The 26004-nt window shown below is 59.6% G+C and carries 25 protein-coding genes; 13 read left to right on the top strand and 12 right to left on the bottom strand.

Annotation, left to right across the window (positions count from 1 at the left end; translation table 11 throughout):
* Window positions 1–8: 8 nt before the first annotated feature.
* The 3 genes from C8K63_RS00820 to C8K63_RS00830 all read left to right on the top strand — a co-directional run bounded on the left by C8K63_RS00820 (window position 9) and on the right by C8K63_RS00830 (window position 2974).
* Window positions 9–773 (top strand): amino acid ABC transporter ATP-binding protein, encoded by a 765-nt coding sequence (locus C8K63_RS00820; RefSeq protein ID WP_108214965.1) that lies wholly within the window; start codon window positions 9–11, stop codon window positions 771–773.
* 247 nt (window positions 774–1020) lie between these two features.
* Complete coding sequence (locus tag C8K63_RS00825; protein WP_108214966.1) at window positions 1021–1680, top strand: FadR/GntR family transcriptional regulator; 660 nt, start codon at window positions 1021–1023, stop codon at window positions 1678–1680.
* Window positions 1670–2974, top strand: coding sequence for a CynX/NimT family MFS transporter (locus tag C8K63_RS00830; RefSeq protein WP_108214967.1), 1305 nt, complete (start codon window positions 1670–1672; stop codon window positions 2972–2974). The genes C8K63_RS00825 and C8K63_RS00830 overlap by 11 nt, the downstream gene beginning before the upstream one ends.
* A 13-nt stretch (window positions 2975–2987) precedes the next feature.
* Here C8K63_RS00830 and C8K63_RS00835 read toward each other — a convergent pair whose 3' ends face one another.
* The 5 genes from C8K63_RS00835 to C8K63_RS00855 form a co-directional block, all read right to left on the bottom strand.
* Window positions 2988–3635, bottom strand: a complete 648-nt coding sequence (locus C8K63_RS00835; RefSeq protein WP_108214968.1) for a DUF1120 domain-containing protein — start codon at window positions 3633–3635, stop codon at window positions 2988–2990.
* Window positions 3636–3717: 82 nt separating this feature from the next.
* The gene (locus tag C8K63_RS00840) at window positions 3718–4332 is read right to left on the bottom strand and encodes a DUF1120 domain-containing protein (protein ID WP_108214969.1); all 615 of its coding nucleotides are present in this window, start codon (window positions 4330–4332) and stop codon (window positions 3718–3720) included.
* Between the two features lie 86 nt (window positions 4333–4418).
* Complete coding sequence (locus C8K63_RS00845; RefSeq protein WP_108214970.1) at window positions 4419–5561, bottom strand: DUF1120 domain-containing protein; 1143 nt, start codon at window positions 5559–5561, stop codon at window positions 4419–4421.
* 10 nt (window positions 5562–5571) lie between these two features.
* Window positions 5572–8055: a fimbria/pilus outer membrane usher protein gene (locus C8K63_RS00850; RefSeq protein ID WP_108214971.1), complete on the bottom strand. Its 2484-nt coding sequence runs from the start codon at window positions 8053–8055 to the stop codon at window positions 5572–5574.
* 140 nt (window positions 8056–8195) lie between these two features.
* Complete coding sequence (locus C8K63_RS00855) at window positions 8196–8924, bottom strand: fimbria/pilus chaperone family protein (protein WP_108214972.1); 729 nt, start codon at window positions 8922–8924, stop codon at window positions 8196–8198.
* A 460-nt stretch (window positions 8925–9384) separates the two neighbouring features.
* Here C8K63_RS00855 and C8K63_RS00860 point away from each other — a divergent pair, with 460 nt between their 5' ends.
* From C8K63_RS00860 to C8K63_RS00875, 4 genes are all read left to right on the top strand, one after another.
* Window positions 9385–10011 carry a response regulator transcription factor gene (locus C8K63_RS00860; protein ID WP_108214973.1) on the top strand — a complete coding sequence of 209 codons (627 nt, stop codon included), beginning with the start codon at window positions 9385–9387 and terminating at the stop codon, window positions 10009–10011.
* A 120-nt stretch (window positions 10012–10131) separates the two neighbouring features.
* Window positions 10132–10602, top strand: a complete 471-nt coding sequence (locus C8K63_RS00865; RefSeq protein ID WP_108215464.1) for a nuclear transport factor 2 family protein — start codon at window positions 10132–10134, stop codon at window positions 10600–10602.
* Window positions 10603–10642: 40 nt separating this feature from the next.
* Window positions 10643–10963, top strand: a complete 321-nt coding sequence (locus tag C8K63_RS00870; RefSeq protein WP_108214974.1) for a GIY-YIG nuclease family protein — start codon at window positions 10643–10645, stop codon at window positions 10961–10963.
* Between the two features lie 88 nt (window positions 10964–11051).
* Window positions 11052–11987: a glutathione S-transferase family protein gene (locus C8K63_RS00875; protein WP_108214975.1), complete on the top strand. Its 936-nt coding sequence runs from the start codon at window positions 11052–11054 to the stop codon at window positions 11985–11987.
* A gap of 123 nt (window positions 11988–12110) precedes the next feature.
* Here the strand turns inward: C8K63_RS00875 and C8K63_RS00880 are convergent, their stop codons facing one another.
* Both C8K63_RS00880 and yejK read right to left on the bottom strand, forming a co-directional pair.
* Complete coding sequence (locus C8K63_RS00880; protein WP_108214976.1) at window positions 12111–12461, bottom strand: glutaredoxin family protein; 351 nt, start codon at window positions 12459–12461, stop codon at window positions 12111–12113.
* Complete coding sequence (gene yejK / locus C8K63_RS00885; RefSeq protein WP_108214977.1) at window positions 12461–13465, bottom strand: nucleoid-associated protein YejK; 1005 nt, start codon at window positions 13463–13465, stop codon at window positions 12461–12463. Before yejK ends, C8K63_RS00880 begins: the two co-directional genes overlap by 1 nt.
* Before the next feature lie 396 nt (window positions 13466–13861).
* Between yejK and C8K63_RS00890 the strand changes: the two genes are divergently transcribed.
* Window positions 13862–14143, top strand: coding sequence for an HU family DNA-binding protein (locus C8K63_RS00890; RefSeq protein WP_007905514.1), 282 nt, complete (start codon window positions 13862–13864; stop codon window positions 14141–14143).
* 183 nt (window positions 14144–14326) lie between these two features.
* On the opposite strand, the gene rlmF is transcribed toward C8K63_RS00890, so the two are convergent.
* The 5 genes from rlmF to C8K63_RS00915 form a co-directional block, all read right to left on the bottom strand.
* On the bottom strand, window positions 14327–15349 hold the full coding sequence (rlmF, locus tag C8K63_RS00895) for a 23S rRNA (adenine(1618)-N(6))-methyltransferase RlmF (RefSeq protein WP_108214978.1): 1023 nt from the start codon (window positions 15347–15349) through the stop codon (window positions 14327–14329).
* 225 nt (window positions 15350–15574) lie between these two features.
* On the bottom strand, window positions 15575–18421 hold the full coding sequence (locus tag C8K63_RS00900) for a valine--tRNA ligase (RefSeq protein ID WP_108214979.1): 2847 nt from the start codon (window positions 18419–18421) through the stop codon (window positions 15575–15577).
* A 168-nt stretch (window positions 18422–18589) separates the two neighbouring features.
* Window positions 18590–19906: an MFS transporter gene (locus tag C8K63_RS00905; RefSeq protein WP_108214980.1), complete on the bottom strand. Its 1317-nt coding sequence runs from the start codon at window positions 19904–19906 to the stop codon at window positions 18590–18592.
* Window positions 19907–20161: 255 nt separating this feature from the next.
* On the bottom strand, window positions 20162–21394 hold the full coding sequence (locus C8K63_RS00910; protein WP_108214981.1) for a transporter associated domain-containing protein: 1233 nt from the start codon (window positions 21392–21394) through the stop codon (window positions 20162–20164).
* Between the two features lie 12 nt (window positions 21395–21406).
* Complete coding sequence (locus C8K63_RS00915) at window positions 21407–22219, bottom strand: inner membrane protein YpjD (RefSeq protein WP_108214982.1); 813 nt, start codon at window positions 22217–22219, stop codon at window positions 21407–21409.
* A gap of 210 nt (window positions 22220–22429) precedes the next feature.
* Between C8K63_RS00915 and ffh the strand changes: the two genes are divergently transcribed.
* From ffh to rplS, 5 genes are all read left to right on the top strand, one after another.
* On the top strand, window positions 22430–23806 hold the full coding sequence (gene ffh / locus C8K63_RS00920) for a signal recognition particle protein (protein ID WP_056726162.1): 1377 nt from the start codon (window positions 22430–22432) through the stop codon (window positions 23804–23806).
* A gap of 250 nt (window positions 23807–24056) precedes the next feature.
* Window positions 24057–24308 (top strand): 30S ribosomal protein S16, encoded by a 252-nt coding sequence (rpsP, locus tag C8K63_RS00925; protein ID WP_108214983.1) that lies wholly within the window; start codon window positions 24057–24059, stop codon window positions 24306–24308.
* Between the two features lie 5 nt (window positions 24309–24313).
* Complete coding sequence (rimM, locus tag C8K63_RS00930; RefSeq protein WP_046041991.1) at window positions 24314–24850, top strand: ribosome maturation factor RimM; 537 nt, start codon at window positions 24314–24316, stop codon at window positions 24848–24850.
* Window position 24851: 1 nt separating this feature from the next.
* On the top strand, window positions 24852–25604 hold the full coding sequence (gene trmD, locus C8K63_RS00935; RefSeq protein ID WP_007941398.1) for a tRNA (guanosine(37)-N1)-methyltransferase TrmD: 753 nt from the start codon (window positions 24852–24854) through the stop codon (window positions 25602–25604).
* Between the two features lie 45 nt (window positions 25605–25649).
* A complete protein-coding gene (rplS, locus tag C8K63_RS00940; protein WP_003175895.1) occupies window positions 25650–26000 on the top strand; it encodes a 50S ribosomal protein L19 in 351 nt (116 codons plus the stop codon).
* The last annotated feature ends 4 nt before the right edge of the window (window positions 26001–26004 follow it).

Below are 26004 nucleotides of genomic sequence, written 5' to 3' on the forward strand. Positions count from 1 at the left end.
GTTCTCCAATGAGCGAAGCAATCAAAAAGCCTGTGAGCCCTGAAGGCATTATTCAGATGCAGGGCGTGAACAAGTGGTACGGCCAGTTCCACGTGCTCAAAGACATCAACCTCAACGTCAAGCAGGGCGAGCGTATCGTGCTGTGCGGGCCGTCGGGTTCCGGCAAGTCCACCACCATCCGCTGTCTCAACCGACTGGAAGAGCACCAGCAGGGCCGCATCGTGGTCGATGGCGTAGAGCTGACCAACGACCTCAAGCAGATCGAGGCGATCCGCCGTGAAGTCGGCATGGTGTTCCAGCACTTCAACCTGTTCCCGCACCTGACCATTTTGCAGAACTGCACCCTGGCGCCGATGTGGGTGCGCAAGATGCCCAAGCGCAAGGCCGAGGAAATTGCCATGCACTACCTGGAACGCGTACGCATTCCGGAACAGGCGCATAAATTCCCGGGGCAACTGTCCGGCGGTCAGCAGCAGCGTGTGGCGATTGCCCGCGCGCTGTGCATGAAACCGAAAATCATGCTGTTCGACGAACCGACTTCGGCGCTCGACCCGGAGATGGTGAAGGAAGTACTCGACACCATGATCGGCCTGGCCGAAGACGGCATGACCATGCTCTGCGTAACCCACGAAATGGGCTTCGCCCGCACCGTGGCCAACCGCGTGATCTTCATGGACAAGGGTGAAATCGTCGAGCAGGCGGCGCCGAACGACTTCTTCGATAACCCGCAGAATGATCGCACCAAGCTGTTCCTGAGCCAGATCCTGCATTGATCGAACCCAGGCACTGAAATAAACCCGGACCGAGTTCCGGGTTTATTTTTGCCTGGAATTTGGGACCCTGTAGGAGCGAGCCTGCTCGCGATGAATGTGACGGCAACGCAGTGTCCAGATAGAACGCGCCATCGTTCACGCCCATCGCGAGCAGGCTCGCTCCTACAGGGATCGCCTTGCTCTCTCGGATGAAGCTGACTACCATGTCAGAAAATTCATCCTATGATTGGATGAGAGGGCGAATTCAATGTCTGAAATATCCCCAATAGTGAAACGATCCCTGGTCGATCAGGCCCTCGACCAATTGCGCCTGCGTATCAACCAAGGCGTTTGGGTCGTGGGTCAGCGGTTGCCCACCGAGCCTGAGTTGTCGGCCGAACTGGGCATCAGCCGCAATACCGTGCGCGAAGCCATGCGCGTGTTGGCGTTTTCCGGGTTGATCGAAATCCGTCAGGGCGACGGCAGTTACCTGCGCGCGGTGATCGATCCGCTCGATACCTTGAAGGCGCTGTCCCGTTGCTCCCTTGAGCAGGCCCGGGAAACCCGGCACATCCTTGAAGTCGAGGCCGTCGGCCTGGCAGCCATGCGCCGAACCGATGAAGACCTGGTGGCATTGCGCGAGGCGCTGGGTGTCAGCGGCAGCCACTACCACGGTGATCTCGACACCTACATCGCCTGCGATCTGGTGTTTCACCGCCGCTTGGTGGACGCCGCGCATAACCCGACCCTCAGCGAGTTGTATCGCTATTTCTCCAGCATCGTCGGCGCGCAGTTGCGCCAGACCCTGAGCATCGTCCCGCGCCGCCAGGAAGTGTTCGACCTGCACATCGAATTGCTCGATGCCGTCGAACAACGCGACCCGGAACGGGCCAAAGCCCTGTCGAGGCAGTTGATCAATGAACCTTGAAACCGAAAAGTCCATGCACCGCAGTGATTTATCCACAGTTGCCAAACGCTCGGCAGAGCTGGAAGAGCTGCTGATCGACGCCGAGGCGGATGACGAACAGGTCCAGCAAACTCACCCGGTTTTGCGCCGGCCATGGCTGTTGCTGATGGGTCTGATACTTGTGGCGCTGAACCTGCGCCCGGCGCTGTCGAGCATGGCGCCGATGCTCAGTGAGGTGTCGAAATCCCTTGGCCTTACAGCCTCCCAGGCCGGTCTGCTGACAACGCTGCCGGTGCTTTGCCTGGGGTTGTTCGCGCCACTTGCACCGGTGTTGGCCCGACGCTTCGGCGCCGAGCGGGTGGTATTGGGGATTCTGCTGACGCTGGCGGGCGGGATCATCCTGCGCAGTTCGTTCGGTGAAATCGGCCTGTTTGCCGGTAGCGTGCTCGCCGGTGCCAGCATCGGCGTGATCGGCGTTTTGCTGCCGGGCATCGTCAAGCGCGATTTCCCGAAACAGGCCGGAACCATGACCGGCGTCTACACCATGGCCCTATGCCTGGGCGCGGCGATGGCGGCGGGTGCGACGGTGCCGCTGAGCGAGCATTTCGACAAAAGCTGGGCGCTGGGTCTCGGCTTCTGGGTCATTCCGGCATTTGCGGCGGCACTGTTCTGGTTGCCGCAAGTCGGCCAGAAACACGGAGCGCACCATGTTGCCTACCGCGTTCGGGGACTATTGCGTGACCCGCTGGCCTGGCAGGTGACCTTGTACATGGGCCTGCAATCGTCCCTGGCCTACATCGTGTTCGGCTGGTTGCCGTCGATTCTGATCGGGCGCGGCCTGACCCCGACCCAGGCCGGGCTGGTGCTGTCGGGTTCGGTGATCGTTCAACTGGTCAGCTCCCTCGCCGCGCCATGGCTGGCGACTCGCGGCAAGGATCAGCGCCTGGCGATCGTGATTGTGATGGTGCTGACGCTCGGCGGTCTGTTCGGTTGCCTGTATGCACCGATCGATGGCTTGTGGGGCTGGGCGATCGTACTCGGGTTGGGGCAGGGCGCCACGTTCAGCCTGGCGTTGACCCTGATTGTGCTGCGCTCGCGGGACTCCCATGTGGCGGCGAACCTGTCGAGCATGGCCCAGGGCTTCGGTTACACCCTGGCGTCCATGGGGCCGTTCGCGGTCGGTATCGTGCATGACTGGACCGGCGGCTGGACGGCCGTGGGCTGGATTTTTGGCGTCATTGGCCTGGGTGCGATCATCGCCGGGCTCGGTGCCGGGCGGGCGCTGTATGTGCAGGTCAGCAGTGAGAAAATGTAATCGCGATGCACACCTATAGATAGAGAACCTCCAGGGTCGCGGAGCCGTCGAGTGTTGCATCGTCACTCAGGTCCAGTGTTGAGGTGGGGGCTATGACCGTGACGATCGTGACCCGACTGCTCAGGTTCTGAATCGCGACAGGGCCTGCGGTGCTGCCGGCCACATCGGTGAAGCCCAGATAGCTTTGGGCGCCAATCGGTATGGGGCTGGACCTGGATGTACTCCACGCCCGTCCTCCAGTGGTGGAGTCGGTTCGATAGACTTCAGGCCAAGCGTCCACTACGGTTCTGACGGGATCGAAGTGCAACGAAAACAGGCCAATCCTGTTGTTGCTGCGGTCGAAATTCAGCCCGTAATAGATCTCACTGTTGACGATGGCCGAGCCTTCCCGGTTGTCCCGCATGATCAACGCGAAACGGGCCACAGCGTTGCAACTGATGTTGAGGTCAAGAAATTGGTCACGCAGTTGCGTCCTTTTGTCGACGTTCAGGTCCTGCCGGGATATTTTTCCGTAGTCGACAAGACCGTTATTGGAAAAAATCGGCGTGCAGGCGACCGGAGTGATGATGCCGTTGACAGTCATATCGGCGGTAGAGGCGGCCAGGGCGCAAGTCGTGCTCAGCAACAGCGCTGCCGTCAGGGCTGTAGGGATACGCTTCATCGGTAAATTCCTTTTTGAGAAGAAGGCATAGGTGCTGAACCGCCCGTTCATTCAGGCAGCGAACGGTTCAGCGTCTTGGTCGTTAGAGGTATTTCACTTCGAACGTCGCGGAGCCATCAATGGTGACTTCGTCGGTCAAGGTCAGCGAGTCGGCGCGGGCGATATAGGTTTCAACCTCAAAATCAAAGGTGACAACTTCAGCTGCAATCGGTGCGGTGCCGCCAGTAGCGGCAACGGACAGGAGATATCCCGCTTGAGCATCGGTTGCCTTCTCCCAGGTCGATCCGCCGTCCTTTGATTTGATTGCATCCAGCGAAGTTGTCCCGTCTTTGACTTGCAGGACTTTGGGGAAAAAGTAGCCCAACGGTTCGTCGGCAGGGGTCAGACCGAGGCCAAACCAATCACCCGAAGATGTGCCGTCTTTATTGTCAATTGGATTCAATGCGAACTTGGCTGAAGCATCACAGGATACGACCAGTTGAATTGGATGTGTCCCAACCAGCGTATTGCGGTCTTCATTAAGGTCTCCTGACGAGATCTTGCCGATATCAATGACACCGCCACCGGTGAAGGTCGGCGTGCAAGCGACTGGCGTGATGAGGCCTGTAACCGTCAGGTCAGTGCTCGACGCTGCGAGTGCAAAAGGCGCGGCGCTGATCAGTGCCGTTGTGGTGAGTGCTGCGAAGTACTTTTTCATGGGTGAAACTTCCTTGCTACTGTTGTTGACCTTGAATGGCCCGGAGCGCGTGATTGCACCTGGGGTCCAACAAGGCAGGATGGGTGTTACGGGTAAAGCAATTCGATCGTCGCTGAGCCGTCGAGGTGAACGGCGGTGCTCAGGTCCAGACTGGCGGTGGGGGCAATGACGGCATCGACCGTCACCGTGGTTGTGAGGTTCTGGATCGAGGCCGGCCCCGCGGTACTGGCGGCGCTGTCGGTAAAGCCCAGGTAGCTTTTCCGGGCGATCGGTATGGGGTTCGAACTGGAAGTGCTCCAGGCCACGCCCTGGGTGGTGGAGTCGGTTCGATACACGCGGGCAAAGCTGTCCGCGCTGGCGTTGGCCGGATCGACATTCAAGGAGTACAGGCCGATCTTGTTGCTGCGGTTATCCAGACCCAGTCCGTAGTAAATCTCGCTGTTGACCGTCGCCGTGCCTGAGCGGTTGTCATGCATGACCAGGGCAAATTGTGTCGGAGCATCGCAACCGACCCGCAGGGTTAAATCCTTGGGTGGCAATCGGGTGTTCCTGTCGGGGTTCAGGTCGTTTTTTGATAACCGGCCGAAATCCACCAGACCGCCATTGGACAGTTCCACGTTGCACGCGGCGGGTGCGAAACTGGCGCGCAGGGTTATCTCCCTTGAGCGTCCGGTGGCGACCGCATCGAACAGGCCGGTGGTTTCCCAGACAACGGCGTCACGTACCTGCGACGCTTTTTCCTGCGCCCAGGCTGTCAGTTCCAGTTGCGCCGACAGACTTTGCCCTTGTATTGCCACTCCACCGCGAACCGGAACGATCGCTTGCTGCGGTCGCCAAAGCACACTCGATGCGGCTGCTTCGGGTACCTGGCCGACGGCGGAAATCAGGCCCAGGTCCACCGGTTGCCCATCGAGCACCGCGTCACCCATGCGCACCGCATAGCTGCCGTGTTCGGCAAAGCGAAAGCGCTCGGCGGTCGCCGCCATGGCGCGGTAGAACAGGGTCATGTCGGTGGGTTGTGCGCAGTTCAGGTTCAGGCTCAGGCGGCGCTCGCCCAGGGATCGCTCTCCGGGGGCATTGGCGCGGATCGCCCGATTCATCAAGCCGTAATCGAGCACCGACTGACTCAGGGTGAGCTGGCATTCATCGGCGAGCGCCCGGGCCTGTAGTGTGAGCGCGCTTAACATCAGCGTGCCGAGTGTTAACAGCAAAGGGTGGGACAGCTTCATGGGATCATCCTTAAAGAGTCCGGCACTGGGCGGCGGCGGTCTCGTAATACACCTGGGTATTGGCCTTGGCCGGCAGTTCGAAACGCAGTTCGCAGCGCTCCAGCCCCGGTGCGGTTATCCACAGGTCAGGGGTGTCCAGGGCGTTGGGCAGAAACACCAACCCCCCTTCTTGAGCGAGCGTGACGAACTCGCCGTTTGCGGTGCTGACCGTCGCGCCACGGGGCAGGGGGGTGCCGTTGTCGGTGGTGACTTTGAGCAAGGCTCGGCGGGTCAGCGTGACACCGAATGCAACCTTGTCGACGGCACCGCGCCCTGCGGAAACCATGGCCAGTCCGTTGTTGATGTCGAGGTTGCGTGGCAGCGAGCGGGTGTCGACTTCTACCGGGCTGCGACCATAGGCGCTCACTTGAGGGACCACGGCGTGACCTTGCCAATCGGTCCAGACCGGACCACTGGGGGTCGAGACTTTGATGGCGCTCGTATCGCCTACCGAAAGCAGCGCGAAGGTGTCCCGCACGGCATATGGCGATAACGTCAAACCGTCGCCGTGCAGCACCGCGCCGCCACGCGCGCCAATCTGGTAACTGGAGCGTTCGGCATCGGAGCGGGTGTAGCTCAAGTCCAATTGGCTGTAGCGCGGCAGCAGGGAGACGCCCGCTGAGGACTGCACTTGTTTGTCGCGGGTGTCGTGCTCGACGCCGACCCGGTAACTCAACTGGTCGTTGACCTGTTCGTTCAAGCCGACACCGCTGCGGTATTCGCCTGCGGAACTGCGTACCCAAGTGCGCGCCCGACGATTTTCACCCAGCGGAATACTGAAACTCAGGTAAACGCTGTCGTCACTGCGTTGGGTGCCGCTGACTTGCCATTGCGCCGTGGCTGACACCGACACGCCGCCGACCTGTGTACCCCAGGATGCCAGGGCGCGGTTGCTGCTTTGTCCGTCGAATGCCGTTGAACGACTGAAGCCGCTGCTGAAGGCGCCAAGCCCGGGAGTCGACCAGGCCAGCGACAGGCTTTGCCGATCACGGTAACGCGACTGGCTGCGCTCGGACTGGGTATCGAACACGGCCTCCGACAGCTCGCGATAACCGAAGGTCCGGTGCGAAGCTCCGGCAGTGATCGACCACTGCTCACCCAGGCGTTGCGAAACATTCAGGTCGGCCTGAAGCCCTCTGTCGGCTTGGCGGGTGCTGGTGTCGGCCGCTTGCAGGGTGGTCTGGATCTGTGTGCCGGGCCCCGTCAGCAGGCCAAGACCTGCGCCCGCTGCACGGTAGTCGGCGGTCCCCGTGGCGCCGGCGCTGAGCAGGGCATACGGGTTGAGTGCTCCGCTCCAGCCGCCGCTGATCACCCATGGGTCGCCGCTCTGTGTCGCGCCGAGACTGCGTACCTGGCCTGCGGCCAACGAAAAGCCGGGAGCCGGCAGGCCAACGCCTAGCATGGCGACGGGGACCGTGAAGCGCTGCTCGCTGCCATCCACTTCCTGGACGGTGACTTCAACATCGGAGCGACTGTCGAGCCGACGCACGTTACTCAGGGAAAACGGCCCGGCCGGCACCACTGTCGAGTGGATCAGCGAACCGTTCTGGCGAATTTCGACCTGAGCCTGGCTGCGAGCAATCCCTTCGATGGGATTGCTTTGGCCTTCGACCTGAAGCGCCTGCTCGGTCATCACCTGGACGCCAGTGATCTGCGCGCCAGCCAGTACCGGGTTGTAGAGATTGACCTGACCCATTTGAAACACCGTTTCATGGCTGGCAAAGGTGCGCTGGGCATAGGCCGCCAGGTGAGTGGTGCTGGACACATCGTTCTGCCAGGTCTGCACCTGACGACTGCGCACAATCCAGTCGCCGGCATTGAACCCGACTTCGGTATTGGCCGAGAGGTAACGGTTCGATTGATTGCCGTATTGGCTGTGGAGGCTGTTGACGTCGTAGTTGAACAACCCGGCGATACCGCCGGTTTGATAACCAGAGATATCCCGGACCGCCGGACGTATCGCCTGGGTGGGCACGATCAATGACAAGCCGAGGTTGGCCGGGTCCTGTTCGATTCGGGCTTGCGGCCAGGTGGCGAGTACATCGAAACAACCTTTGTCGTTGGCCGGGGTGGGTGGCACGGTCAGGTTTGCCGCATCGAGCAGGGCACGGTCAAAGCACGGAGCGCCTTCCTGGTTGAACGTGACGTCTACCCGGCCACGGCGCAGGCCATTGACCGTAAGGGTGATCGGATGTCGGCCAGCGGTGAAGCTTGGAGCAGCCAGCAGCAGGGTAGCGAGACTGGGGTCGATACCGCGTTGACTCAGCATTTTCTGGTCGAACGAAGTCAGCAACGAAGCATCATTGAGGTCTTCGGCACTGGCTTGAAGCCCTATCAGCACGTTGCTTAGCAGCAACACCATGCCGGTCCTGACTCGCGACAGATGTGGGGGCATGCTGGCCTGCCGAATCGCAGGCATGGCTTCGCCATCACGGTATTTCAATACGGTGTTCATGAGGCTCACTTGGGTTATGCCTGGGCGCCGGCTTGATCCGCTACGGCGTCCGTCACGCATGTGGTGACGGCAAAACAGGCCATCACGTTGAAATGTCGACGCCTGCTTTTCCCTGCACGGCGCTATCGGTGGTGTCGGTTCTAGGGGGCGAGCAGCGCGTCATAGGGAGGCACGGCAAAGCCATAGACCGTCGCGGGATGAATTCGAACCTGGGTGGCAGCCTTTACGGGGACCGGAACGCTGATGTGGTCTCCAGGCAGTACGTAGGTTCGCGGTAGCATTGCACCGCTCCCGGAAGGCAACAGTTGTACTTCCTGAGCCAGACGTACGACATAAGGTGTTTCGTTGCGTACGGTCAGTTGACCATCCAGCAGCGACCATTTCAGGTCGGTCCACGGCGTGCGGTTGGGCGCCAGGCCTGCGGGGTGAAGGATGACCGGCAGGTTCTGGCGCACCGTCACGCCCACACGGGCATGCCCGGCCTCGGGAGCAGATTTGCCTTGGGGGATGCCTTCAAAAATCACCCGCTTCAAACGCTGGGTGAGCAGGGGCTTTTCTGATTGCAGGATGAAGCGCACCAACTGCGTCCTGGAGGCTTCAACGCGTGCCAAAGGTGGTGTCACGAACACCAAAGGCTCGGTGTCTTCGGGAATGTCTTCGAGGGTGACGTGCAGCAGCGCCAGGCTGCTATCGGTATTGGTCACAGAGACAGCGGTTTCCCCGTTGGCTTCATTGACGATGACCACTGAAGTATCGGGCACCATGCCGTCGGCGTAGACCTGTGCGGTCCATAACAGAGCGCAGGCACCGATACCCGTATGGGTCAAACGGCGCACTTGCTTCAACAATATTGTCTTGATGTCTCTCATTGAAATTCCCGGATAAAAGACCGTTGGCATGGCTCGGAACACAGGTAGTGCAGGGATTGCGTGGGCAAGCATGCAGTGCGCTGGGTAATGGGTGTTCGATCGTCAGTCAGCCAGTGAGCGCAGTTCTGTACAGGTACGGCGGGGCAAATTGGCAGGCCGCAATTTAGCGGGCAGGCGGAGCGGGAGGAATGCAACTAATACGAAAAGAGAGGGGGGCGTGTATGAAAGAGTGTTGCGGACTACGTAGCGGTTTCTAACGAGCAATCCTTTGGTTGTAGTCCTTCTGTGTAGTCCTCCGCGTGCTGCGTCGTAGGAACCATCTTTTTAATAGGTGGGCAAAGAATCAGCCCATTGAATACATTGAGGGTGCGACGTTAGAGGTTTTTTCGGGGCGTTGTGGAATGGGTAAGAACGGCGCTATTTTCCGCGCCTTCGCGCCACAAACAGAAGGTATCCCACAATGCGAGTCGTTATTGCTGACGACCACTCCGTCGTTCGTGTCGGGCTGCGCATACTCATCAACGCCAGTCGACGATGTGTGATCGTCGGTGAGGCCGACAGTGCCGACAGCCTGATGAATCTGCTTTCAAGCACGCCCTGCGACCTGCTGATCACGGATTTCTCCATGCCGGGGGGGCAGCAGGCCGATGGCTTGAAAATGTTGAGTACGATTCAGCGCCATTACCCGGCCTTGCCGATCATTCTGGTGACGATGTTTACCAGTGTGGCGACGGCAAGGGCTGCGTTGGCTCAAGGGGTAATGGCCGTCGTCGCCAAAACCGCATCGGCGAAGGAGCTGCCCCTGGCAATCAATGCGGTGCTGGAAGGGCGCCGCTACCTCAGCGAGTCCCTGCGCACGCTGCTGGCCAACACCCGCAATCAGCTGCACGAATCGCCACTGTCAGCCAAGGAATATGAAGTGGTCCGAATGCTCGCCAGTGGCATGACCGTCAGCGAAATCGCCATTCATTTCAAACGCAGCGTGTCGACCATCAGTAAGCAAAAGAACATGGCCATGCACCGGTTGGGTATTTCCACGGACGTTGATCTTTTTTCCTACGCCCGGGACAGTGGAATGTCGTACTGAAATGGCAGGAATAATCATCGCGTTATTTTCGTCATGAATGCCGATAGTGTTCGGTGCATTTGCAGACTATCGTGCAGGCAATCTTTCGAAGCCATCATGCAAATTCTGGGGAACCCGCAAATGAGTGAAGCCCATAGCGCCTTGATCACCCGTTTCTACCAGGCTTTCCAGCGCCTGGATGCCGAAGCCATGGCTGCCTGCTACACCGATGATGTGGTGTTCAGCGACCCGGCGTTCGGCGAGCTTAGCGGTCGCGATGCCGGTGACATGTGGCGCATGCTGACCACTCGGGCCAAAGATTTTTCCCTGACTTTCGATCATGTTCACGCCGATGAGCGCACCGGTGGTGCCCATTGGGTTGCGACCTATCTGTTCAGCCAGACCGGCAACATCGTGGTCAACGATATCCAGGCGCGTTTCGTCTTTCGTGATGGCAAGATCTGCGAGCATCATGACCGTTTTGATCTGTGGGCCTGGTCGCGTCAGGCGCTGGGTTTCAAAGGTCTGCTGCTGGGCTGGACGCCACTGGTGCGCAACGCCGTTCGCGCCCAGGCATTGAAGGGGCTGAAGGCATTCCAGGCCAGTCGCTGATAAGATCGCGGCCTGTTTTCCCTCAAGCCCGGATCGTTACGTGACCACCCTCAGCGAAAGCCCTGTCGACGCCGACACCTGCGCGAGCAAAACCTGGTTCGTCTACCTCGTTCGCGCGGCCAACGGTTCGCTCTATTGTGGGATCAGCGATGATCCCGTGCGTCGCTTCGCCAAGCATCAAAGCGGCAAGGGCGCACGATTCTTTCTCTCCAGCCCGGCCATGGCCCTGGTCTACACCGAACGTTGTCGCGACAAAAGCGATGCGTTGCGTCAGGAACGGCTGATCAAAAAACTCAAAAAGAGTGCCAAGGAATGCCTGGTGGCGAACGCAGCGAGCGCCGTCTCTGGCTTATCACTCTGACTGATCAGTTCCCATCAGGCAGATCTGTAGGCTGCCAGCTGATTGCGCGCTAAGCTGCAGGTTACTGATCCTTGCGGCGGAGCCGAGCATGTCCGAGTTGATTCTGCATCATTACCCGACGTCCCCCTTTGCCGAAAAGGCCCGCCTGTTGCTGGGCTTCAAGGGCTTGTCCTGGCGCTCGGTGAAGATCTCGCCAGTGATGCCCAAACCGGATCTCACGGCGCTGACCGGTGGCTACCGCAAGACACCGGTGTTGCAGGTCGGTGCAGATATCTATTGCGACACGGCATTGATTGCCCGGCGACTGGAACAGGAAAAAGCCTTGCCGGCGTTCTTCCCTGAGGGTCAGGAAATGATCGCCGCGTCATTTGCAGCCTGGGCCGACTCAGTGGTGTTCCAGCATGCGGTCAGCCTGGTGTTCCAGCCGGAATCGATAGCGGTGCGCTTTGGCAATTTGTCGCCGGAAGCGATCAAGGCGTTTCTGGCCGACCGCGCCGGTTTGTTCAGTGGTGGTAGTGCGACAAAACTGTCCGCCGAGCAGGCCAAACACCAGTGGCCAACGATCATGTCTCGCCTGGAACAACAGTTGCAGCGCGAAGAAGGCGATTACCTGTTTGGCGAACCGTCGATTGCCGACTTCGCCTTGGCTCATTCACTGTGGTTTCTCAAGGCGACGCCGGTCACGGCACCCTTGGTCGATGCTTATCCGGCGGTTGCCGCCTGGCATGCAAGGGTATTGGGCTTCGGTCATGGCGCGTCCAGCGAGATGAGCTCCGAGGAGGCTCTGGCAGTGGCGCGCACGTCCACGCCAGCGGCTCTGCCGGATGAGCAGTTCGTCGATCCCAACGGGTTCACGGCGGGGCAACAGGTAGTGATCGCGGCCACGGACTATGGCGTTGATCCGGTGGCGGGGGAGTTGTTGTTTGCCGGCAGCGAAGAGCTGATCGTACGGCGCAAGGACGAGCGTGGCGGTGTGGTGCATGTGCACTTCCCGCGGTTTGGTTTTCGTATTGAAGCCATCTGACGCACACTTGTGGCGAGGGAGCTTGCTCCCGTCGGGTCGCGAAGCGGCCCTCTGAAGAGGGACTGCTGCGCAGTCCAGCGGGAGCAAGCTCCCTCGCCACACGGATTGTGTGAAGCCGATCAGTTATTTCAGCGCCGCCAGAATCGCATCCGGGTCATACCCGCGAATCAGCGTCCCGTTCACATCGATGATTGGAATGCCACCACCGCCCAGTGCCTGATAGTCCGCGCGCGCGACGGCGTCTTTCTCGATATCGAATGCCTTGTACGGAATGCCTTTCTGATCGAGAAAGCGCCGGGTCAGCTTGCAGTAACCACACCATTCGGTGGCGTAGAGCACGACGTTGGCCTGGGCCTGCGTCTGTGCAGGTACCACTTGCGAAGGGTTGAACACCCGCTCGATCTTGCCCCAGTTCTGGTAAGCCACGACCACCAGCAGGATCAGCAGGAATTTTTTCAGCACGCCGCCGAGCATCAGTTGCGACGCTTCAACTGATCGGTGAGCGAAGTGGGCAGGCCCTTGATGATCAACGTGCCGGCTTCTTCGTCGTACTCGATCTTCGATCCCAGCAGGTGCGCTTCGAAACTGATCGACAGGCCTTCGGAGCGGCCGGTGAAACGGCGGAACTGGTTCAGGGTGCGTTTGTCAGCCGGGATTTCCGGCGACAGGCCGTAATCCTTGTTGCGGATGTGATCGTAGAAGGCCTTCGGGCGTTCTTCGTCGATCAGTCCCGACAACTCTTCCAGACCCATTGGTTCGCCGAGTTTGGCCTGGCTGCTGGCGTAATCCACCAGGGTCTTGGTCTTCTCGCGTGCGTCGTCTTCCGGCAGGTCTTCGCTTTCGACGAAATCACTGAAGGCTTTGAGCAGGGTGCGGGTTTCACCGGGACCGTCGACGCCTTCCTGGCAGCCAATGAAGTCGCGGAAATACTCCGAAACCTTTTTGCCGTTCTTGCCTTTGATGAACGAAATGTACTGCTTGGATTGTTTGTTGTTCTGCCACTCGGAAACATTGATCCGCGCGGCCAGGTGCAACTGGCCAAGGTCCAGGTGACGGGACGGGGTCACGTCCAGTTCGTCGGTCACGGCCACGCCTTCACTGTGGTGCAGCAGGGCGATGGCCAGGTAGTCGGTCATGCCTTGCTGATAGTGCGCGAACAGCACATGGCCGCCGACCGACAGGTTCGACTCCTCCATCAGTTTTTGCAGGTGCTCGACCGCCACTCGGCTGAATGCGGTGAAATCCTGGCTGCCCTCCAGGTACTCCTTCAGCCAGCCGCTGAACGGGAACGCGCCGGATTCCGGATGGAACAGGCCCCAGGCTTTACCCTGTTTGGCGTTATAGCTTTCGTTGAGGTCGGCGAGCATGTTCTCGATGGCCGCGGACTCAGCCAGTTCAGAGTCACGGGCGTGGAGAACCGCAGGTGTGCCGTCGGGTTTTTTGTCGATCAGGTGGACGATGCAATGACGGATCGGCATGGGCTTCTCGGCTGTATGAAGAGAGGAGGGCGTGCTCCCCCGAAAAAGCGCCCAGTGTACCGCAACCATTGGTTTTGGCGCGGTGCGAAGGGTAATTGCGGGCCGACCGGCGGCGCTTATGCGATTTTTTGCAGATTTAGAGCAATAAAGCTGACCAAATGGGTAGCTAGAGGCGGATATTTCCACGTCTGTGTGCTAGCTTTGCCCGGTCTTGCGCGAAGTCACTGCGTTAAGCCTGCAGTCAGCATTTGTCAGGTCGAACCAAACCCTGATTTCGGTATCTATAACCCCGATCCCGAGGTTATTTGGCCGAGGGTGCCAGATCCAGAAGATCGGGCTCGATGGCTGACATTGCACTCTGCAATCCATATGAATTTGATAGGGAAGGAACACTAAATGGCTCTTACTAAAGACCAACTGATCGCCGACATCGCTGAAGCTATCGACGCGCCGAAAACCACCGCGCGTAACGCTCTGGACCAACTGGGCCAAATCGTTGCCGATCAGCTGGAAAACGGCGGCGAAATCACTCTGCCTGGCATCGGCAAACTGAAAGTGACTGAGCGCCCTGCCCGTACTGGCCGTAACCCTTCGACTGGCGCTGCCATCGAAATCGCTGCCAAGAAAGTGATCAAGCTGGTTGTGGCCAAAGGCCTGACCGACGCTGTCAACAAGTAAGACTTGTTAAAAAACCGTGCACCGGAGCGATCCGGGCACGGTTTTTTTGTGGGCGCGATTTATCGCAAACAACCTGCAACCAATGTGGGAGCGAGCCTGCTCGCGAATATGGTGTGTCAGTACCATCGAATTCGACTGACACACCGCTTTCGCGAGCAGGCTCGCTCCCACAATTGATTTAACTCAGTTTTTGAGCGCCCAACGCTCACGCCAGGCCTGTTGCTGCACTTTGGTCTGGAAGGTCCAGGCGACGAAGCGGCTCTGCTTCTGTCCTTGGGACATTTCCACTACCTGACTCTCCAGGGCGCCGGCCTTTTTCAAGGCGGTCTGGATCGCCGGCAAGTTCGACGCCTTCGACACCAGCGTGCTGAACCACAGTACTTGTTGCGCCACCTGCGCGCTCTCGTTGACCAGTTGCGTGACGAAACGCACTTCTCCGCCCTCACACCACAATTCCGCCGCTTGCCCGCCAAAGTTCAACACCGGCAGCTTGCGTTTCGGATCGGCCTTGCCCAGGGCTCGCCATTTGCGTGTGCTACCCCGTGTGGCCTCGTCCAGTGACGAATGGAACGGTGGGTTGCACATCGTCAGGTCAAAACGCTCTGCGCTCTCCAGCAGGCCTGTGAGGATCTGCTTGGGGTTGCTCTGCTGGCGTACCTGGATCGCTTTGTTCAGGCCATTGGATTGAATGATGGCCTTTGCGGCGGCGATGGCAGTCGCATCGATATCGGAACCGAGGAACTGCCAGCGATAGTCGCTGTAACCGATCAGCGGATACACGCAGTTGGCGCCCATGCCGATGTCCAGCACCTTCACGGCGGCGCCCCGGGGGATTACACCGTCATTGCTGCTGGCCAGCAGGTCGGCGAGGAAGTGCACGTAATCGGCACGGCCTGGCACTGGTGGGCACAGGTAGTCGGCCGGAATGTCCCAGTGAGCGATGCCATAGAACGACTTGAGCAGTGCCCGGTTGAACACCCGCACGGCTTGCGGGCTGGCGAAGTCGATGCTTTCCTTGCCGTACGGATTGATGATCACGAATTTCTTCAGTTCCGGGGCGCTTTTGATCAGCGCCGGAAAGTCATAGCGGCCCTGATGGCGATTGCGCGGATGCAGGCTGGCCTTTTCCTTTGGGGCGACGGCCGTGGCCGGAGTCTTCGGAGCAGGCTTTTTGCGCGCAGGCTTGGGGGGGCGGGGGGCGGTCATGGGTGTGGTCGATTCGGGTATGGCTGAAAGTGGCGGGCATTGTCCCACATTGATGGCGAATGCGCCGAACCCGTAGGAGCTGCCGCAGGCTGCGATCTTTTGATCCTGTTTTTTAAGCAAAGTCAAAAGATCGCAGCCTGCGGCAGCTCCTACAGGGGATTTGTTGTGTTTTTGGATAAAAAAAGGGAGACCACTTGGGTCTCCCTTCTTCATTGCGATCTGCCGTTACAGGCTGGCAATCCGCGCATGCTGCTCGGCCAGCTTGCCCAGGGCCTGTTCGGCCTCGGCCAGTTTGGCGCGTTCTTTGTCGATGACTTCGGCTGGCGCCTTGTCAACGAAGCCTGCATTGGACAGCTTGCCGCCGACACGTTGCACTTCACCTTGCAAACGCTGGATTTCCTTGTCCAGACGCGCCAGTTCCGCACCTTTGTCGATCAGACCGGCCATTGGCACCAGCACTTCCATCTCGCCGACCAGCGCGGTAGCGGACAGCGGCGCTTCTTCGCCAGCCGCCAGTACGGTGATCGATTCGAGGCGCGCCAGCTTCTTCAGCAAGGCTTCGTTCTCGGTCAGGCGACGCTGATCCTCGGCGCTGACGTTCTTCAGGAACAGCGGCAGGGGTTTGCCCGGGCCGATGTTCATTTCGCCACGGATGTTGCGGGTGCCGAGCATCAGGCCCTTGAGCCATTCGATGTCATCTTCGGCCGCCTGATCGATGCGTGTTTCATTGGCCACTGGCCAAGGTTGCAGCATGATCGTCTTGCCATCGATGCCGGCCAGCGGCGCAATGCGCTGCCAGATTTCTTCGGTGATGAACGGCATGAACGGATGCGCCAGACGCAGGGCGACTTCCAGTACACGCACCAGGGTGCGACGGGTGCCGCGCTGGCGTTCGACCGGTGCATTTTCGTCCCATAGCACAGGTTTGGACAGTTCCAGGTACCAGTCGCAATACTGGTTCCAGATGAACTCGTACAAGGCTTGCGCAGCCAGGTCGAAACGGAACTGGTCGAGCTGGCGGGTCACTTCGGCTTCGGTGCGTTGCAGCTGCGAAATGATCCAGCGATCGGCCAGCGACAGCTCGTAGGCTTCGCCGTTCTGGCCACAGTCTTCGCCCTTGTCCAGCACGTAGCGCGCCGCGTTCCAGATCTTGTTGCAGAAGTTGCGATAGCCTTCGACGCGGCCCATGTCGAACTTGATGTCTCGACCGGTGGACGCCAGCGAGCAGAAGGTGAAGCGCAGGGCGTCGGTGCCGTAGCTGGCGATGCCTTCGGCGAACTCGTCGCGGGTCTGCTTCTCGATCTTCTTCGCCAGTTTCGGCTGCATCATGCCGGAGGTGCGTTTCTGTACCAGCGCTTCGAGTTCGATGCCGTCGATGATGTCCAGCGGGTCGAGGACGTTGCCCTTGGACTTGGACATCTTCTGGCCCTGGCCGTCACGCACCAGGCCGTGAACGTACACGGTCTTGAATGGAACCTGCGGCGTGCCGTCTTCGTTTTTCACCAAATGCATGGTGAGCATGATCATCCGGGCAACCCAGAAGAAAATGATGTCGAAGCCAGTCACCAGGACGTCGGTGGAGTGGAACTTCTTCAGGAATTCGGTTTTTTCCGGCCAGCCGAGGGTGGAGAACGTCCACAGGCCCGAGCTGAACCAGGTGTCGAGAACGTCGTTGTCCTGTTGCAGCGCAACGTCCGGGCCGAGGTTGTGCTTGGCACGCACTTCGGCTTCGTCGCGACCGACATAGACCTTGCCCGACTCGTCGTACCAGGCCGGAATCCGGTGGCCCCACCACAGCTGGCGGCTGATGCACCAATCCTGGATGTCGCGCATCCACGAGAAGTACATGTTTTCGTACTGTTTCGGCACGAACTGGATACGGCCGTCTTCAACGGCGGCGATCGCAGGCTCGGCCAAAGGTTTGGTGGACACGTACCACTGGTCGGTCAGCCACGGCTCGATGACGGTGCCGGAGCGGTCGCCTTTCGGTACTTTCAGGGCGTGATCGTCAACGCTGACCAGCAGGCCGGCAGCGTCGAACGCGGCCACGATCTGCTTGCGCGCTTCGAAGCGGTCGAGGCCGGCGTATTCGGCCGGGATCTTGCCGTCGATGGTTTCGTTCAGTGTGCCGTCGAGGTTGAACACCTGGCACGCTGGAAGAACGGCTGCGTTCTTGTCGAAGATGTTCAGCAGCGGCAGGTTGTGGCGCTTGCCGACTTCGTAGTCGTTGAAGTCGTGGGCCGGGGTGATTTTCACGCAGCCGGTGCCGAATTCAGGGTCGCAGTAATCGTCGGCAACGATCGGGATGCGGCGGCCGACCAGCGGCAGCTCGACAAATTTGCCGATCAGGGCTTTGTAGCGTTCATCGTTCGGGTTAACGGCCACGGCGGAGTCGCCGAGCATGGTTTCCGGGCGAGTGGTCGCGACGATCAGGAAATCGTTGCCTTCAGCGGTCCTGGCGCCGTCGGCCAGTGGGTATTTCAGGTTCCACAGGAAACCTTTCTCGTCGTGGTTTTCCACTTCAAGGTCGGAAATCGCCGTGTGCAGCTTGGTGTCCCAGTTGACCAGGCGCTTGCCGCGGTAGATCAGGCCATCTTCGTGCAGGCGTACGAAAGCCTCTTTAACGGCTTCCGAGAGACCGTCGTCCATGGTGAAGCGCTCGCGGCTCCAATCTACGGACGAACCGAGGCGACGGATCTGACGGCTGATGTTGCCGCCAGATTCATCCTTCCACTCCCAGACTTTCTCGAGGAATTTCTCGCGGCCCAGGTCATGGCGGCTCTGGCCCTTGGCTTCGAGCTGACGCTCTACCAGCATCTGCGTGGCGATACCGGCGTGGTCGGTACCCGGCTGCCACAGGGTGTTGCGACCCTGCATGCGGCGGAAACGGATCAGGGCGTCCATGATCGCGTTGTTGAAACCGTGCCCCATGTGCAGGCTGCCGGTGACGTTCGGCGGCGGGATCATGATGGTGTAGGACTCGCCCGCGCCTTGCGGGGCGAAGTAATTCTCTGACTCCCAGGTGTTGTACCAGGAAGTTTCAATGGCGTGCGGCTGGTAGGTCTTATCCATGCGCGGCGGGACCCTATTGGCATTTATTCAGGAAAAGCCGGGAAGTATAGCGGGGATGAGCCGATGCGCGTAGAGCGAGGTGACAATGGGTGGAGGGAAAGTTGTGGCAAATCGACCCACAGGGATACATCTCCCTGTGGGAGCGAGCCTGCTCGCGATGGCGATCTGTCAGGCGACACGATTCAAATCGTTATGTCGAGTTTCTTTCAGACACAGCACGGCAATCAAACTCAACACCGCTGCCCCGGACACGTACCCGCCGACATAACTCAAACCACCCATTGCAACTAGCTTCTGCGCGAAGAACGGTGCCGCCGAAGCACCGACGATGCCGCCCAGGTTGTAGGCCGCCGAGGCGCCGGTGTAGCGCACGTGGGTGGGGAACAGCTCCGGCAGCAGCGCACCCATCGGCGCAAACGTCACGCCCATCAGAAACAGCTCGATGCACAGGAACAGTGCCACACCCCATGTCGAGCCTTGGGTCAGCAGCGGCTCCATGAGGAACCCTGACAGGATCACCAGCACGCCACCGATGATCAGCACCGGTTTGCGCCCGTAACGGTCACTGGCCCAGGCCGACAGTGGGGTGGCGGCTGCCATGAACAGCACGGCGAAGCACAGCAGCCCGAGGAAGGTTTCACGGCTGTAGCCGAGCGTTGCCACGCCGTAACTCAAGGAAAACACGGTGGAGATGTAAAACAGCGCGTAACACACCACCATCGCGCCGGCTCCCAGCAAGACGGGAGCCCAGTATTGGCCGAACAATTCGAACAGGGGGATCTTCACCCGCTCCTGACGCGCCATGGCGTTGGCGAACACCGGGGTCTCATGCAGCTTGAGGCGCACGTACAGGCCGACCATCACCAGCGCGGCGCTGAGCAGGAATGGAATACGCCAACCCCATGAGCGGAATTGTTCATCGTCCAACAGCACGGCCAAGGTCAGGAACAGACCGTTGGCCGCGAGAAAACCGATGGAAGGGCCGAGTTGCGGGAACATGCCGAACCACGCGCGCTTGTCTTTGGGTGCGTTCTCCGTGGCCAGCAACGCCGCGCCACCCCATTCGCCGCCCAGCCCCAAGCCTTGGCCGAAGCGCAGGACACACAGCAGGATCGGTGCCCAGGCCCCAATGCTGTCGTACCCGGGCAGTACGCCGATCAGTGTGGTGCACACGCCCATCAGCAGCAGCGAGGCAACCAGGGTCGATTTGCGACCGATACGGTCGCCAAAGTGGCCGAACAGTGCCGAGCCAAGTGGTCGTGCAAGGAACGCGATGCCGAACGTTAGAAACGCCGAAAGCATCTGGGCGGTGCCGGATGTCTGTGGAAAGAACACCGGGCCGATCACCAGCGCAGCGGCGGTGGCGTAAGCGTAGAAGTCGTAGAACTCGATGGCTGTGCCGATAAAGCTCGCGGTAGCCACGCGGGTGGCGGAGTTCGTCGGTTGCGCAGGCGTGGAGTCGCTGTAAGTCGTGCTGGTCGTCATGCGGTTATCCCTGACAGTCATGTGCCCCAGTGGAGCGAATTATTATGGTCGAGAACCCAGGGATGTGGGTGAGGGCGCGGTCGCTGTTTCAGGTAGGAACAGTCGTCGGTTTGCTGCGGTTCTTGCCGATGGTCGGGCCGGAAGCTGCGAAGTGCGGGGTAAGCACGGGGCCGGCGAGGCTTGGGTAAGCGGTTCGATTATAGGAAGGTGGCTAACGATCGAACAAGAGGGCTTGCGAGGACATTGTGGCGAGTTTTAGATAACCACAGGCATCGAGCTGGTCTGCCAGATCAGCACCCGCGTGACACGGTTGTCCTCGGTCTCGAGAATTTCCAGGCGGTAGCGGCCGATCTTCAGGCACACCGCGCTTTCGGGAATGGTTTCCAAGGCCTCGGTGACCAAACCGTTCAGGGTTTTCGGGCCATCGCTGGGCAAGTGCCAGCCGAGGCTCTTGTTCAGATCGCGAATGGAGGCTGCTCCGTCGATCACCAGGCGTCCGTCGGTTTGCGGATGAATGTGCGGATTGTCCACGCTGTGCTGGCTTTCGAACTCACCGACGATTTCTTCGAGAATGTCTTCCAGAGTGACGATGCCCAGCACTTCGCCGTATTCGTCGACCACCATGCCCAGGCGCCGCTGCTGCTTATGGAAATTGAGCAGTTGCAACTGCAACGGGGTGCTTTCCGGCACGAAGTACGGCTCGTGACTGGCCGCCAGCAACGCTTCCCGGGTCAGGCTCGCATCGGGCAGCAAGTGCAGGATGTGCCGGGTGTTGAGGATGGCTTCGACCTGGTTGATATCACTGTGGAACACCGGCAGGCGAGTACGTCTGTTGTGGCGCAATTGCTCGATGATTTCTTCGATGGGGTCATCGAGATTGATGCCGTCCACATCGCTGCGCGGTACCAGGATGTCATTGACGGTAATGTTGTCCAGCGCGTGGATGCCTGGCAGCGGGTGAGAGCGGCTTACGGTTTCGGAGGGCGCATGCCGCTCCGTCAGCGCTTCGTCCTCACTTTGTTGCACTACTTTGGCTTTACGGGCGAATGGTCGCGCCAGCAACTGACTGATGCTATTGAGCAGCCATGCCGCGGGATAGATGATTTTCAGCGGCACCCGCAGCAGGTTGTTGCCCTGGGTCAGGATCGCATCCGGATAGCGAGCGGCGAGGGCGCGTGGCAAGTAATCGGAAAACACCAGCAAAATGGCACCCGCCCCGAGGCAAGCGAGCCACGGGCCGTTCTCGGCCCAGGTGAAAATGGCCAGCAAGGTGCTGATGACTACTACGAGTGCACGGCAGAGGGTATTGCAAAAAATCAGGCTGGCCAGGGGGAAGCTGAGTTTCGCCACCGGTTTGTCGCTGGAACGCGTTGCGATGCGCTGGGCCAGTAAGTGCTGGTGCGCCGCTTCGATGGCGGTAAACAGCCCCGACCATAAAATCAGCAGGGTCACTACCGCGAGCATCGGCCCTATGGGCAAGTCGTCCATTAATGCCGCCCGTCAGATATGCAGGATGTATTCACGAACCAGCTTGCTGCCGAAATACGCCAGCATCAGCAGGCAAAAACCGGCCAGGGTCCAGCGAATCGCTTTGTGTCCGCGCCAGCCGAGGCGATTGCGTCCCCACAGCAGCACGCTGAAAACGACCCAGGCCAGGCAGGCCAGCAGGGTTTTGTGTACCAGATGCTGGGCGAACAGGTTTTCGACGAACAGCCAGCCGGAAATCAGCGACAGCGACAACAGCGTCCAGCCGGCCCAGAGGAAGCCGAACAGCAGGCTTTCCATGGTTTGCAGTGGCGGGAAGTTCTTGATCAGCCCGGATGGATGCTTGTGCTTGAGCTGATGGTCTTGAACCAGCAGCAGCAAGGCCTGGAACACCGCGATAGTGAACATGCCGTAGGCCAGAATCGACAGCAGGATGTGGGCGAGGATGCCCGGCTCCTCATCGATGACCTGCACAGTACCGGCCGGCGCGAAATGCGCCAGCGACACGGTCAAGGCCCCAAGCGGGAACAGCAGGATCAGCAGGTTCTCTACCGGAATCCGCGAGCAGGCCAGCAGGGTCAATGCGATGACCGCTACGGCAATCAGGCTGGCGGCACTGAAGAAGTCCAGAGCCAGGCCGGTCGGGGTCAGCAGGTGGGTGAGCAGGCTGACGCTGTGGGCCAATACGGCGAGCACGCCGAGCATGACCAGCAGGCGTTTGTTGACCTTGGCGCCGGACGCCAGGCGAGTGCCCTGGTAAATGGTCGCAGCGGCGTACAAGCAGGCGGCGGCGAGGGTAGTTAGCAAGCTGGGTGACAAGGGGAGCATAAATCCTGTTAGGCAAGCCCGAAAGTCGCTGAGTTTGGCATAGAACCCCCGCCACACGAAAGTCCGCGCAACCCGACAGCGAGGTGTCCGCCGGCCACAGTCTTCGCTATAATCCGCGACCTGCCCACGCCGCAGGCTCGCCGAGCACACGTTTAGTCCGGTCCGGGCCGCCATTATCCCGGTCTACACAGGGCCTGAAAGGATCGCGCAATGTTTGAAAACTTAACCGACCGTCTCTCGCAGACGCTGCGCCATGTCACCGGCAAGGCCAAGCTGACTGAAGACAACATCAAAGACACCCTGCGCGAAGTGCGCATGGCGTTGCTCGAAGCCGACGTCGCCCTGCCGGTGGTCAAGGACTTCGTCAACTCGGTCAAGGAACGTGCCGTCGGTACCGAGGTGTCGCGTAGCCTGACGCCGGGCCAGGCCTTCGTGAAGATCGTCCAGGCCGAACTTGAAAGCCTGATGGGCGCGGCCAACGAAGACTTGAACCTGAGCGCCGTGCCGCCAGCGGTCATCCTGATGGCCGGTTTGCAGGGCGCTGGTAAAACCACCACCGCCGGCAAACTCGCGCGCTTCCTTAAAGAGCGCAAGAAAAAGTCGGTCATGGTCGTGTCCGCCGACGTTTACCGTCCCGCGGCGATCAAGCAGCTGGAAATGCTCGCCGGTGAAGTCGGCGTTACCTTCTTCCCGTCCGACCTGAGCCAGAAGCCGGTCGAGATCGCGCAAGCGGCTATCAAGGAAGCGAAACTCAAATTCATCGACGTGGTCATCGTCGATACCGCCGGTCGCCTGCACATCGATGAAGAGATGATGGGCGAGATCAAGGCACTGCATGCCGCGATCAACCCGGTCGAAACCCTGTTCGTAGTCGACGCCATGACCGGCCAGGACGCCGCCAATACGGCCAAGGCCTTTGGCGATGCTCTGCCGCTGACCGGTGTGATCCTGACCAAGGTCGACGGCGACGCACGTGGCGGTGCCGCTCTGTCGGTGCGTGCGATCACCGGCAAGCCGATCAAGTTCATCGGTATGGGCGAGAAGAGCGAAGCGCTCGATCCGTTCCACCCTGAGCGTATCGCCTCGCGCATCCTCGGCATGGGCGATGTGCTCAGCCTGATCGAGCAGGCGGAAGCGACGCTCGACAAGGACAAAGCCGACAAGCTTGCTAAAAAGTTGAAGAAGGGCAAGGGCTTCGATCTCGAAGACTTCCGCGATCAGCTGCAACAAATGAAGAACATGGGCGGCCTCGGCGGCCTGATGGACAAGCTGCCGAACATGGGCGGCGTGAATCTGGCGCAGATGGGCAACGCCCAGGGTGCGGCAGAGAAACAATTCAAGCAGATGGAAGCCATCATCAACTCCATGACCCCGGCCGAGCGCCGCGACCCTGAGATGATCAGCGGTTCGCGCAAGCGCCGGATCGCCATGGGTTCCGGCACCCAGGTGCAGGACATCGGCCGCTTGATCAAGCAGCACAAGCAGATGCAGAAGATGATGAAGAAATTCTCCGCGAAAGGCGGAATGGCCAAGATGATGCGCGGCATGGGCGGTATGTTGCCCGGCGGCGGCATGCCGAAAATGTAAAGAATCCGCGCCGGTCGTCGTACCGGCGCAGCCCCACACGGACGTGGGATACACAGCAAACCCGCGCTTGGCGGGAGCTGATCGGCCGTTTTCAACGACGGCTCTATAGCAAATCTGCATGGCGGCCGATAGACCGCCGGAAAAAGTCATTTGCAAAAGTCCGGATATTCCTTAGAATATGCGGCCTTTCGGGCACCCATGCCCGCTGTGCCTTTAGATTTGCAGCACCGACTACAGGAACGATGTTCACATGCTAACAATCCGTCTTGCCCTTGGCGGCTCCAAAAAGCGCCCGTTTTACCACTTGACCGTAACCGACAGCCGCAACCCGCGCGACGGTTCGCACAAGGAACAGGTTGGCTACTTCAACCCTGTTGCTCGTGGTCAGGAAGTTCGTCTGTCCGTGAACCAAGAGCGCGTAGCCTACTGGCTGAGCGTTGGTGCACAACCTTCTGAGCGCGTTGCTCAGTTGTTGAAGGAAACTGCTAAGGCTGCGGCCTGAGCAATATGAACGCGACGCCAGCCATTGCTGATGATTTGATCGTTATCGGCAAGATTTATTCTGTTCACGGCGTTCGCGGCGAAGTGAAGGTGTACTCCTTTACTGATCCGATCAAGAACCTGCTGGATTACAAAACCTGGACGCTCAAGCGTGACGGCAATGTAAAGCAGGTAGAGCTGGTCAGCGGACGCGGGAACGACAAGTTCCTGGTCGCAAAGCTCAAGGATCTCGATGATCGTGAAGAGGCTCGTCTTCTGGCCGGTTATGAGATCTGCGTGCCGCGCAACCTGTTCCCTGAACTCACCGACGGCGAGTACTACTGGTACCAGCTGGAAGGTCTCAAGGTCATCGACACTCTCGGACAACTGTTCGGGAAAATCGATCACCTGCTGGAGACCGGCTCGAACGATGTCATGGTGGTCAAGCCTTGCGCTGGCAGCCTGGATGATCGCGAACGCCTGTTGCCCTATACCGAGCAATGCGTGTTGGCCATCGACCTGGCAGCAGGCGAGATGAAGGTGGATTGGGACGCGGATTTCTAACGTGGCTAACTTGCGCGTAGAAGTGATCAGTCTGTTTCCCGAGATGTTCTCTGCCATCAGCGAGTACGGCATCACCAGTCGTGCGGTGAAACAGGGGCTCTTGCAGCTCACCTGTTGGAATCCGCGAGACTACACGACGGATCGACATCACACTGTGGACGATCGCCCGTTTGGCGGTGGTCCGGGCATGGTGATGAAGATCAAGCCCCTGGAAGATGCTCTGGTTCAGGCCAAGGCAGCAGCCGGGGAGGCGGCGAAGGTAATTTACCTGTCCCCCCAAGGCCGTCAACTGACTCAGTCGGCGGTACGCGAGTTGGCGAATCTGGATGCATTGATCCTGATTGCCGGCCGCTATGAAGGCATTGACGAGCGTTTTATTGATGCTCATGTCGATGAAGAGTGGTCGATTGGCGACTATGTACTGTCTGGCGGCGAGCTGCCGGCGATGGTCCTGATCGATGCGGTTACACGACTGCTGCCTGGAGCTTTAGGGCATGCGGACTCCGCGGAGGAAGATTCCTTTACGGATGGTTTGCTGGATTGCCCGCACTACACCCGACCGGAGGTGTATGCGGATCAGCGTGTTCCCGACGTATTGCTAAGTGGCAATCACGCGCACATCCGGCGTTGGCGTTTGCAGCAGTCCCTTGGTCGGACCTATGAACGACGCGCCGATCTTCTGGAAAGCCGCTCGCTTTCTGGAGAAGAGAAGAAGCTGCTCGAGGAATACATCCGCGAGCGGGACGATAGTTAACAACGTATCGATGGTAGATCCGACGATTTACCTTAGGAGCACAGCATGACTAACAAAATCATCCTTGCACTCGAAGCAGAGCAGATGACCAAAGAGATCCCTACCTTTGCCCCGGGCGACACCATTGTCGTTCAGGTGAAAGTGAAGGAAGGCGACCGTTCGCGTCTGCAAGCGTTCGAAGGTGTTGTTATCGCCAAGCGTAACCGCGGCGTAAACAGTGCATTCACCGTTCGTAAAATCTCCAACGGTGTTGGCGTAGAGCGTACTTTCCAGACCTACTCCCCGCAAATCGACAGCATGGCTGTCAAGCGTCGCGGTGACGTACGTAAAGCCAAGCTGTACTACCTGCGCGACCTGTCGGGTAAAGCAGCTCGCATCAAGGAAAAACTGGCTTAAGTCC

The organism is Pseudomonas sp. GV085, assembly GCF_003050925.1.
In the GTDB taxonomy this organism is placed as follows: Bacteria; Pseudomonadota; Gammaproteobacteria; order Pseudomonadales; family Pseudomonadaceae; genus Aquipseudomonas.